General features: G+C 61.6%; 15 protein-coding genes and 1 tRNA gene. 5 read left to right on the plus strand and 11 right to left on the minus strand.

The genetic code is table 11. The features are described from left to right. Nucleotides 1–39: 39 nt before the first annotated feature. Both AC0L2U_RS09685 and AC0L2U_RS09690 read left to right on the plus strand, forming a co-directional pair. Nucleotides 40–426, plus strand: coding sequence for a hypothetical protein (locus AC0L2U_RS09685; RefSeq protein WP_128287794.1), 387 nt, complete (start codon nt 40–42; stop codon nt 424–426). A 99-nt stretch (nt 427–525) separates the two neighbouring features. Then, a complete protein-coding gene (locus AC0L2U_RS09690; RefSeq protein WP_128307995.1) occupies nt 526–1,296 on the plus strand; it encodes an ABC transporter substrate-binding protein in 771 nt (256 codons plus the stop codon). Nucleotides 1,297–1,471: 175 nt separating this feature from the next. Here AC0L2U_RS09690 and araD1 read toward each other — a convergent pair whose 3' ends face one another. The 4 genes from araD1 to chvE all read right to left on the minus strand — a co-directional run bounded on the left by araD1 (nt 1,472) and on the right by chvE (nt 6,777). After that, nucleotides 1,472–2,464: an AraD1 family protein gene (gene araD1, locus AC0L2U_RS09695; protein ID WP_473601788.1), complete on the minus strand. Its 993-nt coding sequence runs from the start codon at nt 2,462–2,464 to the stop codon at nt 1,472–1,474. Nucleotides 2,465–2,769: 305 nt separating this feature from the next. Continuing rightward, nucleotides 2,770–4,056, minus strand: a complete 1,287-nt coding sequence (gene mmsB / locus AC0L2U_RS09700) for a multiple monosaccharide ABC transporter permease (RefSeq protein WP_027038593.1) — start codon at nt 4,054–4,056, stop codon at nt 2,770–2,772. Further along, entirely contained in the window at nt 4,053–5,585 is a 1,533-nt protein-coding gene (gene mmsA / locus AC0L2U_RS09705) for a multiple monosaccharide ABC transporter ATP-binding protein (RefSeq protein ID WP_473601790.1), read from the minus strand. Before mmsA ends, mmsB begins: the two co-directional genes overlap by 4 nt. A gap of 121 nt (nt 5,586–5,706) precedes the next feature. Further along, entirely contained in the window at nt 5,707–6,777 is a 1,071-nt protein-coding gene (gene chvE / locus AC0L2U_RS09710; RefSeq protein ID WP_127266709.1) for a multiple monosaccharide ABC transporter substrate-binding protein, read from the minus strand. A 313-nt stretch (nt 6,778–7,090) separates the two neighbouring features. Here chvE and AC0L2U_RS09715 point away from each other — a divergent pair, with 313 nt between their 5' ends. Further along, nucleotides 7,091–8,080 (plus strand): LysR family transcriptional regulator, encoded by a 990-nt coding sequence (locus AC0L2U_RS09715; RefSeq protein WP_127395813.1) that lies wholly within the window; start codon nt 7,091–7,093, stop codon nt 8,078–8,080. Between the two features lie 130 nt (nt 8,081–8,210). Beyond that, nucleotides 8,211–8,447 carry a hypothetical protein gene (locus AC0L2U_RS09720; protein ID WP_128290121.1) on the plus strand — a complete coding sequence of 79 codons (237 nt, stop codon included), beginning with the start codon at nt 8,211–8,213 and terminating at the stop codon, nt 8,445–8,447. A gap of 2 nt (nt 8,448–8,449) precedes the next feature. Here AC0L2U_RS09720 and AC0L2U_RS09725 read toward each other — a convergent pair. The 6 genes from AC0L2U_RS09725 to AC0L2U_RS09750 all read right to left on the minus strand — a co-directional run bounded on the left by AC0L2U_RS09725 (nt 8,450) and on the right by AC0L2U_RS09750 (nt 14,359). Next, nucleotides 8,450–8,523, minus strand: a tRNA-Gly gene (locus AC0L2U_RS09725). Nucleotides 8,524–8,600: 77 nt separating this feature from the next. Continuing rightward, nucleotides 8,601–10,514 (minus strand): acyltransferase family protein, encoded by a 1,914-nt coding sequence (locus AC0L2U_RS09730; protein WP_128290122.1) that lies wholly within the window; start codon nt 10,512–10,514, stop codon nt 8,601–8,603. Nucleotides 10,515–10,710: 196 nt separating this feature from the next. Continuing rightward, complete coding sequence (locus AC0L2U_RS09735) at nt 10,711–12,192, minus strand: hypothetical protein (RefSeq protein ID WP_473601792.1); 1,482 nt, start codon at nt 12,190–12,192, stop codon at nt 10,711–10,713. A 38-nt stretch (nt 12,193–12,230) separates the two neighbouring features. Then, complete coding sequence (locus tag AC0L2U_RS09740; RefSeq protein WP_256745971.1) at nt 12,231–12,698, minus strand: GtrA family protein; 468 nt, start codon at nt 12,696–12,698, stop codon at nt 12,231–12,233. Next, nucleotides 12,676–13,377, minus strand: a complete 702-nt coding sequence (locus AC0L2U_RS09745; protein ID WP_473601793.1) for a class I SAM-dependent methyltransferase — start codon at nt 13,375–13,377, stop codon at nt 12,676–12,678. The genes AC0L2U_RS09740 and AC0L2U_RS09745 overlap by 23 nt, the downstream gene beginning before the upstream one ends. Beyond that, nucleotides 13,370–14,359, minus strand: a complete 990-nt coding sequence (locus AC0L2U_RS09750; RefSeq protein ID WP_185929007.1) for a glycosyltransferase family 2 protein — start codon at nt 14,357–14,359, stop codon at nt 13,370–13,372. The genes AC0L2U_RS09745 and AC0L2U_RS09750 overlap by 8 nt, the downstream gene beginning before the upstream one ends. A gap of 273 nt (nt 14,360–14,632) precedes the next feature. Here AC0L2U_RS09750 and AC0L2U_RS09755 point away from each other — a divergent pair, with 273 nt between their 5' ends. Beyond that, complete coding sequence (locus AC0L2U_RS09755; protein WP_013533620.1) at nt 14,633–14,896, plus strand: DUF6460 domain-containing protein; 264 nt, start codon at nt 14,633–14,635, stop codon at nt 14,894–14,896. Nucleotides 14,897–14,962: 66 nt separating this feature from the next. Here AC0L2U_RS09755 and AC0L2U_RS09760 read toward each other — a convergent pair whose 3' ends face one another. Further along, nucleotides 14,963–15,868, minus strand: coding sequence for a histone deacetylase family protein (locus AC0L2U_RS09760; protein ID WP_473601794.1), 906 nt, complete (start codon nt 15,866–15,868; stop codon nt 14,963–14,965). Between the last annotated feature and the right edge of the window lie 25 nt (nt 15,869–15,893).

A 15,893-nucleotide genomic window follows, 5' to 3' on the forward strand; every position in this document is an offset into this window, starting at 1 on the left:
GGCCAGGAGATGGTTCGTACTGGAAGAGCGGTGAGTTCAATGAACGACCCCTATGACGACATCTTATCGCTAACCGACAGCAAACCGATTTGGTGGGATGTCCATGACGTGCCGCGCTTTGCTCCGTTTCGTCCAGGCATGGGCGCGTATGGTAGGCCAACGGAATGCCTCCTTGTATTGGCTCGGGCGCGCGGTGGTCCTGAATACCTGCAGTTGATATGCGGGCACACCGCCCAGTTTGAGAGAGCCGACCATCTGACCCGGTCGAAGACTTTGGCAATGGGCGAGCCTCCAGCAGGTTTGCACGCCGAGAACGGCGACCTGAGTGTTGAGCCAGTCAAAGTGCTGGAGTATTGGCGGCGTGATCCAAATCCTTTTGCCAAGTGGCAAAGGCTACCCGAATTTGAAATCGACCTAATCGATTGATGGCCTTCGGTCCCGACCAGACTCAGCTTGCCTGACTCTGCCCCGCCATGCTTGGTTACGCTGACCTTGAAACGAAACACTGCAAGGGGAACCAAGAAAATGCAGATTTCAAAATGGATCATATCGGCAGCAGGCGCTGCCATGCTGGTGGTGGCGGCCGGCTCGCTTTCGCAGGCGCAGGAGAAAATCAAGATCGGCACGGAGGGCGCCTATCCGCCGTTCAACACCATTACCGCTGACGGCAAGGTCGAAGGCTTCGACATCGACATCGCCAATGCACTATGCGCGCAGATGAAGGTCGAGTGCGAGATCGTCACCCAGGACTGGGACGGCATCATTCCCGCTTTGCAGGCGAAGAAATTCGACGCCATCATCGCCTCGATGAGCATCACCGAGGAGCGCAAGAAGCAGGTCGCCTTCACCAACAAATATTACACGACACCGCTCGCTTTGGTGGCGCCGAAGGATAGCGATCTCAGCTCGACCGAACCACCGGCACTGGCCGGCAAGACGGTCGGCGCCCAGGCTTCGACCACGCAGGCCGACTACGCCCAGAATGAGTATGGCAAGGCAGGCGCGGAGGCAAAGCTCTATCCGACCCAGGAAGAGGCGATCACCGACCTGACCAACGGTCGTCTCGACGCTGTGATCTCGGACAAGTTCGTCCTGATGGACTGGCTGAAGAAGGCAAGCGACGGCTGCTGCAAGCTGGTCGGCGACGTCAAGGGCACCGAAACGCAAGCCGGCATTGCCGTGCGCCTGGAAGACACGGCCCTGCGCGACAAGCTCAACGCGGCCATCGATGCGATCGTTGCCGACGGCACCTACAAGAAGATCCAGGCCAAGTATTTCGACTTCGATATTTATTGAGGCTGGGCGCTTCTTCCCTTCTCCCCTTGTGGGAGAAGGTGTCGCCGAAGGCGACGGATGAGGGGTGTTCCAGGGAACGCCAACGTCTTATTTCGCTGGAACACCCCTCATCCGTCTCGGCGCTAACGCGCCGATCCACCTTCTCCCACAAGGGGAGAAGGAAAAAGGCGCTACCTCAAAGCGCCTTCACCGCCACCTTCACCGGCTGTTCGATCTCGAGCGGATTGCGCAGCGGCAGGCCGAAGTCCCCGGCCTCGATCTCGAACACATCGCCGGCCTCGGTCCTGATGCCGTCGGCGAAAGAGAGCGTGGCCGTGCCGAACATATGCACATGCACGTCGCCCGGCTGGCGGAAGGCCGCGTATTTGAAATGGTGATGTTCGAGATTGGCGATGGTGTGCGACATGTTCGCTTCGCCGGACAGGAACGGCTTTTCCCACAGCACCTCGCTGTCACGCACGATGCGCGAGGTGCCGCGGATATCGGGCGGCAGGTTGCCGATCAGGATTTCCGGACCGAACGAGGCGTTGCGCAGCTTGGAATGGGCGAGGAACAGATAGTTCACGCGCTCGGTGACGTGGTCGGAAAACTCGTTCGACAGCGTGAAGCCGACGCGGAAAGGTGCGCCGTCGTCGCCGATGACATAGATGCCGGCCACCTCGGGCTCTTCGCCGGCGTCCTTGGCAAAGGCCGGTGACAGAAGTGCGGCACCTGGCGCCACCGCCATCGTGCCGTTGCCCTTGTAGAACCATTCCGGCTGCACGCCGATCTGGCCATTTGCTGGCTTGCCGCCCTCCAGCCCCATGCGAAACATCTTCATGGAATCGGTGAGCTGCTCCTCGCCGTCGGCGCTCAGCTTCTTGTGCATGGAATCGCGCGTCGCGGCGGAGCCGAGATGCGTCAGCCCGGTGCCGGTCAGGTGCAGATGCGCCGGATCAGGGTGATTGATCGGCGACAGCAGCCGCCCCTTCTTGTAAGCGGCCTCGAGATCGACCGTCTCGCCAAGCCCCTTGCGTTCGATCAGCGCGACGAGGCCGACGCCGGTGCGGGCGGCCTCCATCGCCAGCGAATAGACGCTACGGGCGCCATTGATGATCCGGGTCTTGCCGCCATTGCGGGCGACGACGCGGATGGTCTCGGCGTCGTCGAGGATCTGGGAGATCAGCATGATGAATCCTCTCTCATTTGCCTTGGCAGGACTGCCAAAACGGCAGACCTTACTCAGCGCGGCCGGGACCTCGTCCATGCCACGGTTTAAATTCTCAGTTCGGATTGCGCTCGCGGGCCTGGTCCCTCAGGGACTTCTGTTACCGGCGGGTTGCCGGCAGCGCCGCGATCGTATGCCTCCTGCTTGCCTCGCCTAGAGCAGTTCACCGTTTCACGGAAACGGCGAACCGCTCTAACTCATTGTCTTGGCGCAATTCCAGGCGGAAAACCGTTTCACACTTTTCCTGGAATTGCTCTTAAGCCCGTTCAAGCCTTGTTCTTGTTGTAGACGTCGAAGATCACAGCACCGAGCAGCACCAGGCCTTTGACCACCTGCTGCCAGTCGACGTTGACGCCCATGATCGACATGCCGTTGTTCATCACGCCCATGATGAAGCCGCCGACCACCGCGCCGATGACCTGACCGACGCCGCCCATCGCCGAGGCGCCGCCGATGAAGACGGCGGCGATGACGTCGAGCTCGCTGCCGAGGCCCGCGGCCGGCACCGCCTGTCCCAGTCGCGCCGCGATGATCAGGCCGCCGAGCGCCGACAGCACGCCCATATTGATGAACACCATCAGCGTCAGCCGCTCGGTGTTGATGCCTGACAGCTGCGCGGCCTTGGAATTGCCGCCCATGGCATAGATACGGCGGCCGATGGTCATGCGCTTGGTGACGAAGACGAACAGCGAGATCAGCACGCCCATGACGAGCAGCACCACCGGCAGGCCCCTGTAGCTGGCGAACTGGTAGACCAGGAACAGCGCCAGCGCGCTGCCGACCAGCGTCTTGACGACGAACAGGGCAAAGGGCTCGGCCTCATAGCCATGGCGTTCGCGCTTGCGGCGCGTCCTCACCCCGAAATAGGCGTAGGCCAGCACAGCGATCAGGCCCAGCACGATCGTCGTCATGTGCAGCGTCAGGCCGCTGCCCATGATGGTCTTGCCGGCCGCGTTCACCGTCGGCGGGATCAGCGTCAGCGGGCCGATGACATCCGGGATGAAGCCGGAGCTGAGCGCCTTGAAGCCATCGGGTAGCGGCCCCACCGAGGATCCGCCGCCCAGCAGGGCCTGGCAGATGCCGCGGAAGATCAGCATGCCGGCCAGCGTGACGATGAAGCTCGGTATTCGGTGATAGGCGATCCAGTAGCCTTGCGCCGCACCGATCGCGCCGCCCACGATGAGGCAGATGATCGAAACCACCAGCGGGTTGCTGAACGGACCAAGCGGCCAGATGACCATCATCATCGCCGCCAGGGCGCCGATGAAGCCAGCGACCGAGCCAACGCTTAGATCGATATGGCCGGAGACGATGACCAGCAGCATGCCCAGCGCCATCACGATGATGAACGAGTTCTGCTGCACCAGGTTGCTCAGGTTCACCGGCTTGAACAGCGTTCCGTTCGTGGTGAACTGGAAGAACACCATGATGGCGATCAGCGCCAGGATCAGGCCGTATTCGCGCAGGTTCGTCGTCAGCGCCGAGACGGCGATGCGTGGGCGCTGCTCTTCGGCGACGTTGCCCTGCGGGGCGGGGGCGCTTTCGGTGCTCATGCTGCTTTTCCTTCTCCACGAACGATGGCGCGCATTATTTTTTCCTGGCTTGCGTCCGCGGCGGGCATTTCGCCCACGATGCGCCCTTCGTTCATGACGTAGATGCGGTCGGTGATGCCAAGCAATTCCGGCATTTCCGACGAGATGACGACGATCGCCTTACCCTCAGCCGCGAGACGGGCGATGATCGTATAGATTTCGTACTTTGCGCCGACATCGATGCCGCGCGTCGGCTCGTCGAGGATCAGCACGTCCGGGTCGGCGAACAGCCATTTCGACAACACCACTTTCTGCTGGTTGCCGCCGGAGAGATTGCCGGTCATCTGATAGACGCTGGAAGCGCGGATATTGGTCTTCTTGCGATAGTCGTTGGCAACGGCGAGCTCGCGCATGTCGTCGATCACGCTGTGGCGCGAGACGCCGCCAAGATTGGCCAGCGTGATGTTGTGCTTGATATGGTCGATGAGGTTGAGACCGTAGGTCTTGCGGTCCTCTGTGACGTAGGCGATACCGTGTTGGACCGCCTTGCTCACCGAGGATACGTCGACCGGCTTGCCCTTGAGCAGCACCTCGCCGGAGATGCGGCGGCCGTAGGAGCGGCCGAACAGGCTCATGGCGAATTCGGTGCGGCCAGCGCCCATCAGCCCGGCAATGCCCACCACTTCGCCCTTGCGCACGTTGATGTCGATGCCCTTGATCACCTGCCGCTCGGCATGGAGCGGGTGATAGACCGACCAGTTCTTCACTTCGAACACGACCTCGCCGATGTCAGGCTCGCGCGGCGGATAGCGGTCGTCGAGCGAACGGCCGACCATCGAAGTGATGATGCGGTCTTCAGAGATGTCCTTCTTGGCCAGCGTCTCGATGGTGCGCCCGTCACGGATGACCGTGACCTTGTCGGCGACCCGGTTCACCTCGTTGAGCTTGTGCGAGATCAGGATCGAGGTCATGCCCTGCCGCTTGAATTCGAGCAGAAGGTCGAGCAGCGCCTGGCTGTCCTTTTCGCTGAGCGACGCCGTCGGCTCGTCCAGGATCAGGAGCTTGACTTCCTTGCTCAACGCCTTGGCGATCTCGACCAGCTGCTGCTTGCCGACGCCGATATTGGTGATCAGCGTCTTGGGGTCCTCCTTGAGGCCCACCTTCTTCAACAGGGCGCTGGTGCGCGCCTCGTTGGAATTCCAGTCGATGATGCCGTATCTGGCGTGCTCGTTGCCGAGGAAGATGTTTTCGGCGATCGACAGCATCGGCACCAGCGCAAGTTCCTGGTGGATGATGACGATGCCCTTGCGCTCGCTGTCATGGATGCCTTTGAACTGGCATTCCTCGCCGTTAAAGATGATCTGGCCGTCATAAGTTCCTGAGGGATAGACGCCCGACAGCACCTTCATCAGCGTCGACTTGCCGGCGCCGTTCTCGCCGACCACGGCATGAATCTCGCCTTCCTCGACGCTGAGGTTGACGTTCGACAGCGCCTTCACGCCGGGGAACGTCTTGGTGATGTCGCGCATCTCCAAAATCGTCGGGGCCATGGGACAACCGCTCCTTGAGAGGTCGGCAAACATTGCCGGCGAGGTCGGCGACAATACCGGGCTCGCTGGTGAACGAAAAGGGGCCCTGCGTTGCGCAGGACCCCTGATTTTGTAACCGGGGTTACTTCAGTTCGTCGGCCTTGATGTAGCCGGAGTCGACGACCAGTGCCTGGTAGTTCGACTTGTCGACCTCATGCGGCGTCAACAGGATCGAGGGAACGACCTTGACGTCGTTGTTGTAGGTCTTTTCATCGAGGCCGTCCGGCTTGCCGCCCGAGAGCACCTTGTCGACGAGCTCGACGGTGGCCTTGGCCAGTTCGCGGGTGTCCTTGAACACGGTCGAGTACTGCTCGCCCGTGATGATCAGCTTGACCGAGGCGGTCTCGGCATCCTGGCCAGTCACGATCGGCCAGGGCTGTGCGTCTGTGCCGTAACCGACGGCGCGCAGCGAGGCGGTGATGCCGCGCGACAGGCCGTCATAGGGCGACAGCACGCCATCGACGCGGCTGCCGTCCGAATAGTTGGCCGACAGCAGATTGTCCATGCGCGCCTGGGCAGTGGCGGCGAGCCAACGCAGCGTGCCGACCTTGTCCATGCCGGTCTGGCCGGACTTGATCTTGATCGAGCCGTCGTCGATCAGCGGCTGCAGGACGGAGATGGCGCCGTCGTAGAAGAAGAAGGCGTTGTTGTCGTCGGGCGAGCCGCCGAACAGTTCGACGTTCCACGGCTTGGTGTTCGGGAAGCGCTCCTTGAGGCCCTTAACCAGCGAATTCGCCTGGATCACGCCGACGCCGAAATTGTCGAAGGTGGTGTAGTAGTCGACATTGGCGGTCTTCTTGATCAGGCGGTCATAGGCGACGACGACGACGCCCGCGTCAGCGGCCTTCTGCAGAGCATCCGACAGGGTGGTGCCGTCGATCGAAGCAATGATCAGCGCCTTCGGGCCTTTGGTGATTTCGTTTTCCAGCTGGCTGAGCTGGTTGGGGATGTCGTCCTGCGCGTATTGCAGGTCGACGGTGTAGCCGAGAGCCTCGAGCTGGGACTTGACGGCGTCGCCGTCATTGATCCAGCGCTGCGAGGTCTTGGTCGGCATCAGCACGCCGACAAGACCCTTGTCGGCTGCGTGCGCCGAGTAGGTCATGGCAGCGATGCCAAGGGCCGCGACGGCGGCCAGTGTCTTGATGATTTTCACTTTAACTCTCCCTGTTTGATGGACGCGGCACCCCGGGGGTCGCGGGCCGCGCAATCGTGCAGAAGCGCCAAGGGCACTGCTGCCGTCATATCGATCTCCGGTATCCTCCCATGGCCCCGAGACGCTGATTCAATCGATACGATTTTTCTCGTCAGCGACCGTCACGTCTTGGAACGCGCGGAGGGTGTGGGTCTTTGCCATAACTGTCAAATGCGATCTTTGATGGTTGCTATATCATGGTTGGTATATGTATTGGGACGTGACGGGCTGACTCCAAGGTCGGCCTTACACGAGCAGAAGGCAGGGAAAAGCGATGGCGCGGCCCGGGAATCCGACAACAGCTTCAAATGGTTACAGAGAAGCACCGGGCGATGGCGAAACCCTGCTGCGCAGCGGTCTCAGTCTGCGTCACATGCGCATGATCGTCGCGCTAGACGACCACAGCCGGGTCAGCGCGGCAGCCCAGGTTCTGAACATTTCGCAGCCGGCGGCCTCGCGCATGATCGCAGAGATGGAGGCGGTGCTGGAGGTCAAGCTGTGCGAGAGGCTGCCGCGCGGTATCACCTTGACGCCATACGGCAAGGCTTTGGCCAGGCGGGCGCGCTCGATCCTGCTGGAGATGCGTGAGGTGGACCGCGAGATTTCCGAGCTCAAGGCGGGCAAGGGTGGTTCGGTTTTCCTGGGTGCCGTGACCGCGCCTGCAATCGAGCTGGCGGTGCCGGCAATTCGTGAAATCCGCCGCATCTATCCGCGCATCGAGATCACCATGCAGGTCGAGACCTCCAATGTGCTGGCACGCGAGCTGATCGCCACGCGCCATGACTTCATCATCGCCCGCATCCCGGACGATCTCAATCCGCGGCTGTTCGAGTCGCGCGTCATCGGCGTCGAGAAGGCCTGCCTGATCGTGCGCCGGGGCCATCCGCTCACCAAGGGCGAGGCGGTGCGGCTGGAAGAGACCGCCGCCTATGACTGGGTCTTCCAGTCTGGCGGCTCGCCCTTGCGCCAGGCCATGGAGAGCAACTTCCTCAACCGCAACATCGCTTTGCCGGACCGTATCCTGAACACCAGTTCGCTGCTCCTGACCCTGGTCATGGTCGCGCAATCCGATGCCATCGCACCGGTCTCTGTCCAGGTGGCGAAATTCATCCAGAACCCTGACGGGCTGGCCGGCGCCATCGACGTCGTCCAGACCGAATTCGACATCGAGGTCAGGCCCTACAGCCTGATCACGGTTAGGAATCGCGCGCTGTCGCCGGCCGCCAAGATGCTGCACGACTTCATTCTGAGGGAAGTGGGATGATGGTTCGCTCGGGTAAGGTTGTCCGGCAAAAGCACCGCCAGGCCGAGGCTGGCGAAAGCGAGCTGGGAACATTATTTCCCGCCGATGCGTTCATGATCTTGCAAGGGACGATTTCTTCTGGAGGCTGAACATGCGCAGCTTCGAAATCATCGATCTGCTTTGCGTGATCGAGGCCTGCAAGCACGATCGATCGGTCGGGAATTTCGTTTCCATGGCTGAAGGCGTGGAAGAATTGCGGGTGTTGACCGGCGATTTCGTTTCATCGGATGACGCGGCGGCAAGCGCCCTCGCAACGGTGGCGCTTGCGCGAGGCTGCTCGGTTGTGTTCGACGAACAGGCAGGCGCTGAAATGGTTCTGACGCCTTAGACTGGAGCGGGTAGAGGGAATCGAACCCTCGCGTTCAGCTTGGGAAGCTGACAAGCTACCATTACATCATACCCGCTTGCGCCCTCGTTACCATGAGGGTTAGCCTTCGGGCAATCGCAAAGCGGCCTGTTCTCACGACGGTCGTGCTGCGGATCACGGCGCGCCCGCGGCCGTGAATTGCCGTTTTGCCTCCGCGACCTCATTGCTGGGGGCGAAGCTTGGCCAGTATTTCGAGATGGCCAGCGTCGCGCCGGCGGAAGAGAAGTGGCCATAGTCGAAGTAGAGAAATTCATTGGTCGTGGCATCGGCGTATGAACAACCGGCCGAGTCGCACAGATACGTCAGCGGATCTATGAAATCGCCCCCTTTGGTGAACGGCAGAACCCGAGCGTTGATGTCCGGATCCATAGCCATCGGCCAGGACGTGGTTCCGGCATGCTCCCGTTTCACCAAAAAAGCGATCTTCTGGACGTCGGCGATGAATTCCGGAGACTGGCCGACGGTATAGACCTTGACCCCCATCTCGCGAAGCCGATCGATCGTCTTCTGCAGGCCGTCGAAGCCCCTGGCCTGGTAGTCGGTCCATCGGCCGCTCAGGATCACCGCCTGGATGTTGGCGTCGCGAATGATCGACAAGGCCCGTTCGTTGAAGCGGGTGCAGGCAGGCCGAGCATAGGAAAAATAGGTCAGGTCGGGCGGACAGCCGGCATAGGTGTATTGGATGACATTGGCCTGGATTTTCTGGGCGTTGGGCTCAAGTCCCGGAACATAGTGGGCAGCGAAAGAATCGCCCCACAGCAGCACATTGGTGGCAAAGCCCGTTGTACGGGTGCAGTCGGCAAGGTTCCAGTCTTCGATGCCGGTCCCGTTTTCGTTGAAACAGATGCCGTTGCGCCAGTCGCCGACCCGGATACGTTCGGTCGAGAAATCCGGAAACCGTTGCGGGAAACCGTTGCCCAGTGCGCCGGCCAAACCACCGGCGCACAGCAGCACGATTGCCGTCGCCGAAAACGCGAAGATGGGCAGCGGGGCGGTATAGGCTCGTTTGTGGCGGAAGGGTTGCTCGACATATTTCCAGGAGAATGCCGCCAAGGCGAAACTGGCAACCGTCATCGCGATAATCGTTGGCACACCGACAGTCTTCAGGGAGAGATAATGGACGAAGGAGTTGATTGGCCAGTGGACGAGGTAAAGCGAATAGGAAATGAGGCCGACCCAGACCAGCGGCGCCAACCGAAGCACGCGAGTGGCGACAGGTGCCGGCCTGTCGGCGCTATCCTGGCCAGCATAGATCAGCAGAGCTGTTCCGATGCAGGGGAATAGGGCATTGTAGCCGGGAAACGGATCGCTGTCCGAAATCATCACAAAGCCAAATGCAATCAGGGCAAAGCCGGCGAGGCCGATCAGGTCCATCGCCAGCCGACTGGCTAGGACCGGAGGCTTCCGCAACATCAGCATGGCGCCCAGCGCCAGCTCCCATATGCGCGTCGGCAAGAGATAGAACCCTGCCGTCGGTGCCAGCGAGGTTGCTATGACTGCCAGGGCAAAGCTGCCGATGGCCATCGGCAGAAGTACCGTCAGCCAGCGCTTCGAGACGTATCGGTAGATCAGATAAAGGAGGATCGGCGCGAAGATATAATACTGCTCTTCCACCGAAAGCGACCATGTGTGCAGGAGCGGCCGCAGTTCGGCGTCGATGGAGAAATAGTTCGTCGTTTTCCAGAAATAGATGTTCGACCAGAAGGTCGAGGCGGCGATCACGCTGAGGCTGAATTCGTGGAGATCCGAAGGCAGAAGGATGAACCAGGCGGCAATGCTCGCGAGCAGGATGACGAAGGTCAGCGCCGGCAGGATGCGCCGTGCGCGGCGCCAGTAGAAGCGGCCGATCGAGAATTGGCCCCGCTCAAGATCATCGAGCAGGCTGCCGCTGATCAGATAGCCCGATATGACGAAGAAGATGTCGACACCGGTGAAGCCGCCGGGAATGGCGGACACGCCGAAATGGAAGAGCACGACGGGCAGCACCGCAACGGCCCGCAGGCCGTCGATGTCGCGCCGGTAGTTCATCCGGCCGGCCCGCGCGCGACCACCAGGATCCGTGCGGCCGCACCCGACACGCTCATGCGGCGATGTCGTCGATCGTGCTGAAAATCCCGGCTCGTCGATCTCACAGGCTTACCCCCAGGCAGCAATTTTGCTGCGCTGCAACATGGGTGTCAAGGCATATATTGCTGTCGCGAAATTCGCCAGGAACGCACCGGGATCAGGCGCCGGGCAGATAGATTACCGCGTAGTCGTCCGAATAGGCCCGTTTCCAGCCCAACTGGTCGAAGAAGGGAATGCGGCTGTCGTCGGCCGATAGCAGCGCCCAATCTATTGCGTATTTCTTCAGGCGGGCTTCGAGGAGCGGCTTGCCGTCGCCGCGTCCGGTGTCGTTATCGCTCTTTGTGAAACCGCCGAGGAACAGCTGGTCCGTCCGTCCGTCGATATAGGTCTTGAACCCGTGGAAAATCAGCGTGCCGCCGAAATTGTAGGAATTCAGCACGTTGCCGGATAGATGATGGCTTTGCGCGAATGCCAGCGCCCCGCTGGCCGATGTCTTCGGACTTGGCGCTACCTGATAGACGCTGCCGAGCACAGCGACCCCGCCAATCAGCAGAACGGCTGCCGTGCCGCAAATGGCGTAGAACCGTCTGGCTAAGAATCTCTCCAGCCCGTCGCGCTTTTCGGCCAGCCACGCGGTGGCTGAAAGCGAGGGATATTGCTGTGCGACCTCGGCCGCCATCACCAGCGGAATCAGCAGGAAGAACAGGTACATGAAGCGCACATGGGCGAGATAGACATGCAAGGTGAAGACGACGAACAACGCCTTGGCCCAGCCAATTCGCAATCGGGACACCAATAGCCCGAAAAGCGCCAGCAGCATCACCGCTTCCTGGACAGGACTGTCCGGCGGATTGAACGGTTTCCATTCCATGATCAGCGACACTGCCTCGTTGCCGTAAGCCACGGCGAGCGTCGCCAGGATGGCCTGGACGCCGTACGGGTGGAACAGGCTGACCAGCGGGCAAAGCAGGCCGAACGCGATCCATTTCGCCAGCAGGGCCGGTTTTGACAAGCCCGTGCGCGCCAGCAGATCGAGACCGGCGAAAGCCGCGATGACGAAGCTCAAGGTGAAGGTGGCGTGCAGGTTCGCCCATAATACGACCAGGACAAGCAGCCACCAGGGCGGCGCCCGTTCTTCCCTTGCCGCACCGAACAGCACCGCCGTCCAGATGACGATGATCGGGAAGGTGAAGACATGCGGACGCGCCGTGAAGATCGGGTTGATCAGGAACACCGCCGCGAAGGCCAGTGTAATCGCCAGGATCGGTTTCAGCCATGCGCTGAGAAACCACCCCATGAGGAAAACCGTCAGGGAGATCGAGGCGATGATCGCGGTGACGACCCCGTTCCAGCCGCCCGCCCGGTAGGCAAGAGCCAGCAGGACCTGCCCCAGCCATTCCTTGGCAATCCAGGGCTGGCCGGCAAACGTGTAGGAGTAAGGATCGACGGTCGGAAATGTCCGGTTTGTCAGGAAATCGAGACCGACTTTCACTTGCCACCAGCTGTCGGGATCCTGCAGGGTGGCGCCTGCCTGGGCAGCCAACGCACCCGCCATCGCCAAGGCCGCGAGCAGGCAGAAGATCAGCCTGTTCCGCTCGTTGTATGTCGCGGCCGCCACACTGGCCTGAGCGTCGTTCATGATGCGCCGCCTCTGATCGGTTCCGGTGACAGTTGGGTTCAAGGTGTTGGACTGGCGGACTGCCGCCGAGGCTTGTCGGCCACCCGAACTGTGCGGTCGGTGCTGTCGTCCCCACGTCCCACAAACACGAAGCGGGCCGAGCCAAGATAGAAAACCACCGAATAGACGCAGATTCCCGCGAGGTGGACCAGCGGGTTTTCGACGATGCCTGCCGAACGGGCGGCGATCACGACGGCCAGATTGATGCTGTAGGCGACCAGAAAGACACCCCCGTAGCGCAGCGCGGTTCCGGGCTGGAAGCCATCGGCTCTGCTGAAGGTCCATTGGCGGTTGAGGAAGAAGCCGAGGACAAGGCCGGCGGCATAACCCGTGGCGTTGGCAAGGATGTCGCCCAGACCAAGCGCAAGCCCGGCCAGGATGACCGCGTATCCCAGCGCCGTGTTCAACAGACCGACGGCGCCAAATCGCAGCATCCTCGGGAAGTCAAACGGCAGGCTTGACCACATACGCAAAATATTGGGCTCCGACAGGTACCTTGGTGAGGAAGCGCTCGAACGGCCTCAGTCTCGCAAGCATCCGAGGAAAGAAAATCCGGTAGACGATCCTCGTGTTGGCAAGGCCCGCCTCGGCCATGCGCCCGCGCATCTCGCGCGAATTTATCAAAACCGCGTTTTCGTCGAAGGCACAGTTTCTCACCGCGTGCGTGGTCAGCGGGTTCCAGGGATTGTGTTCGAAGACGAAGAAGCTGCCGCCATCGGCCAGCACCCTGCCGATCTCGGCGAACAGCCCGATCTGCAGGTTCTCGGGAATATGGTGGAAGACGCAGGCCGCGAAGGCCAGGTCGAAGCTGCCGTCGGCAAAGGGAATTGTCTTGCCGTCGAAATGCGTGAAGGCGGCCTGGCCGGGAAAGCGCTTGCTGGCGATGTCGAGCGATTCCCGCGAAGGATCGAGCAAGGTGATCTCCGCGTCGGGAAACGCGTTGCGCATATGGCCTAGCGAATTGCCGACGCCGGCGCCGAAATCCAGTATTCGTCGCGGTTTGACACCGGCCCGCCGCAGCGTCGCGGCGACGTCGTCGATCTTGTACCTGGCGAAGAAATCCGGGTTTTCGCCGCTCAGCCTTATGCTTGCGGCATGCTGCTCCTGATATTCCCGCGCAAACTGGTCGAACTCCGCCTCAAGCACGTGCGGCCCTCTTTGCCATCTCCTGCAGGCGATGGACCGGCAATTCGCCGTCCTCCACCGCCTGGCTGCGCGAAACGATCTCGTTGACGAAGTAGAGCGGCCGCCGCTTTGTCTCCATGTACATGCGCCCGAGATACTCGCCGAAGATCCCGAGCACCATAAGCTGGACGCTGCCGAGGATCAGCACGATCGCGGCAAGGCTGGTCCAGCCGGGCAACACGTTTCCGACCGACCATTCGAGCAGCGTGTAGCCGAGCACGACCAGGCCCAGAAGCCCGAACATCATTCCGAGCAGCGAGGCGAACCGCAACGGCACGATGGAGAAGCTGGTCATCGCGTCGACCGCCAGAAGAAGCATTTTCTTCAGCGGATAGTGGGTGGTGCCGGCAAAGCGGCGGTGCCGCTCATAGGGGAAAGCCACCTGTTTCAGCCCGATCCAGCTCACCATGCCGCGAATAAACCTGTAACGCTCTGGCATCGCGTTCAGATGGTCGAGCGCGCGACGGTTCATCAGCCGGAAATCACCGGTATTCGGGGCTATGTCTACGTCGACCATCCGGCGCAGCAAGCGATAGAACATGGACGCGGAGGCGAGCTTGAACCAGCTTTCGCCATCGCGCGTCAGCCTCTGGCCGTAGACCACATCGAAGCCTTCGTTCATCTTCGTCATCATCGCGCCGAGCAGTTCAGGCGGATCCTGCAGGTCGGCATCGAGAATGAGAATGCGCTGGCCGCGACAGAATTCGAGCCCGGCGCTCAACGCGATCTGGTGGCCGTAATTGCGGGCAAGGTCGATGGCGACGACATGGTCGTCCTTTTCGGCCAGCTGGAGAATGGCCTCGCGCGTGCCGTCGGTCGCGCCATCGATAACAAGGACGATCTCGTAGGAAGGGCCTTGTTCAAGGCATGCGGCCGTTACCCGCCGATGCAGTTCGGCCACGCCATCCAGCTCGTTGTAGCATGGGATGACCACCGACAGCATGACGCCGCGTCGCGCGGTGTTTCTCTCCGTCTCCACCAAAGCCTTGCTCCCGCTATCCGATTGGGAATAGCGGCAATTGGTTAGAAAACAGATAAGCCAGCGGGATCGGTGCGGCAGTAGCCGGCAGTCTGCCATGCGCCTGGGCTCGGCTTGCGGCCACACTATGCTCGGTGTCTCGCTACCCCGCAGAACTCCCGGCTTGAAGCGGACAAGCCAAGTGCGTATGTCTGGCTGACGCCCTCTAGCCTGGGTACCTCAATCTGGAGACGGGCCTTGTCCGCATTGACGCGCTTTCTTGGCGACTCGCCGCTCAAGGTGATCCTGAAACTGCTGGTGGTGTCTTTCCTCGTCGGCCTGGTCATGAACGCCTTCGGCTGGTCGCCGATGGATGTGCTCTACGGCATCCGCAAATTCTTCATGGACCTGTGGAATCTCGGCTTCCACGCCATCGACCGTTTCCTCGGCTATATCCTGCTGGGCGCGGCTATCGTCGTGCCGGCCTTCATCCTGTTGAGGCTCGCCAACTACCGGAAGTAGAGCATGATCCCGAACCGCAGGTCCGCGTCAGCGAACCCTGGCACCCGGTTTTTGGACAAGATCGTGCTATCGGGCGTGGCCCGCGGCCACCTCGAACAGGATGGCGTGGCGCGCGGCAAGCGTGGGCACGTCAGTTGAATAGCCACCCCCGATGACGCCGCAGACCGGAACGCCCCGCGTGCGAAAGTGGCTGATCACCATGTCGTCGCGGGCGCGCAGCCCGTCATCCGATAGCGACAGCCTGCCAAGCCGGTCCTCGGCATGGACGTCGACGCCGGCATTGTAGAACACGATGTCCCAATGGGCTTGGGCGGAGAGCTCCGGCAGGATGGCGGCGAGCCTCTCGAGATAGGCAGCGTCACCCGTGCCGTCGGGCAGCGCGACATCGAGGTCGGAGGCGATCTTGCGCACGGGGTAGTTGCGGTCGCCATGCATGGAAAAGGTGAACACGCGTGGATCATCGGCAAGAATATCCGCCGTGCCGTCGCCCTGGTGCACGTCGAGATCGACGACCAGGATGTTGCGTGCCGCGCCTTCGGCGAGCAGGACCAGCGCGGCGACGGCGACATCGTTGAAGGTGCAGAAGCCCGCTCCTTGCGCGCGCCGTGCATGGTGGCTGCCGCCGGCGGTGTTGCAGGCGATACCGTGGCGCAAGGCCAGCCGCGCCGCCAGCACGGTGCCGCCGGTGGCAAGCTGCGCGCGCAGCGAGACGCGGGGTCCGATCGGAAAACCGATCTCGCGCTCGATCTTCTCGGGCACGCGGCAGCTGACGACCTGGTCGACATAGTCGGGCGCATGGGCAAGCTCCAGCCATGACACCAGTGCCGGTTCGGCGGTGCTGAGCGCGTCGGGGCCTGCGAGGCCGCGTGTACGCAGCGCCCCCATCAGCAAGGGATATTTGCTCATCGGAAAGCGATGGTTGACGGCGAAGCCGGCGTCGTAGTCGGGATGATGGACGATGTGCAGGGGCATGAACTGGATCCGGCGGCTCGCGCCA

The organism is Mesorhizobium sp. WSM4808, assembly GCF_055811675.1.

Bases quoted from the DNA above. Each gene is read 5' to 3' on its own strand.
- AC0L2U_RS09760 (WP_473601794.1), bottom strand. From the start codon at position 15,868: ATGCCCCTGCACATCGTCCATCATCCCGACTACGACGCCGGCTTCGCC.
- AC0L2U_RS09720 (WP_128290121.1), top strand. From the start codon at position 8,211: ATGCGCAGCTTCGAAATCATCGATCTGCTTTGCGTGATCGAGGCCTGC.
- AC0L2U_RS09690 (WP_128307995.1), top strand. From the start codon at position 526: ATGCAGATTTCAAAATGGATCATATCGGCAGCAGGCGCTGCCATGCTG.
- AC0L2U_RS09685 (WP_128287794.1), top strand. From the start codon at position 40: ATGAACGACCCCTATGACGACATCTTATCGCTAACCGACAGCAAACCG.
- AC0L2U_RS09740 (WP_256745971.1), bottom strand. From the start codon at position 12,698: ATGTGGTCAAGCCTGCCGTTTGACTTCCCGAGGATGCTGCGATTTGGC.
- AC0L2U_RS09730 (WP_128290122.1), bottom strand. From the start codon at position 10,514: ATGAACTACCGGCGCGACATCGACGGCCTGCGGGCCGTTGCGGTGCTG.
- AC0L2U_RS09750 (WP_185929007.1), bottom strand. From the start codon at position 14,359: ATGCTGTCGGTGGTCATCCCATGCTACAACGAGCTGGATGGCGTGGCC.
- mmsA (WP_473601790.1), bottom strand. From the start codon at position 5,585: ATGGCCCCGACGATTTTGGAGATGCGCGACATCACCAAGACGTTCCCC.
- araD1 (WP_473601788.1), bottom strand. From the start codon at position 2,464: ATGCTGATCTCCCAGATCCTCGACGACGCCGAGACCATCCGCGTCGTC.
- AC0L2U_RS09715 (WP_127395813.1), top strand. From the start codon at position 7,091: ATGGCGCGGCCCGGGAATCCGACAACAGCTTCAAATGGTTACAGAGAA.
- mmsB (WP_027038593.1), bottom strand. From the start codon at position 4,056: ATGAGCACCGAAAGCGCCCCCGCCCCGCAGGGCAACGTCGCCGAAGAG.
- AC0L2U_RS09735 (WP_473601792.1), bottom strand. From the start codon at position 12,192: ATGAACGACGCTCAGGCCAGTGTGGCGGCCGCGACATACAACGAGCGG.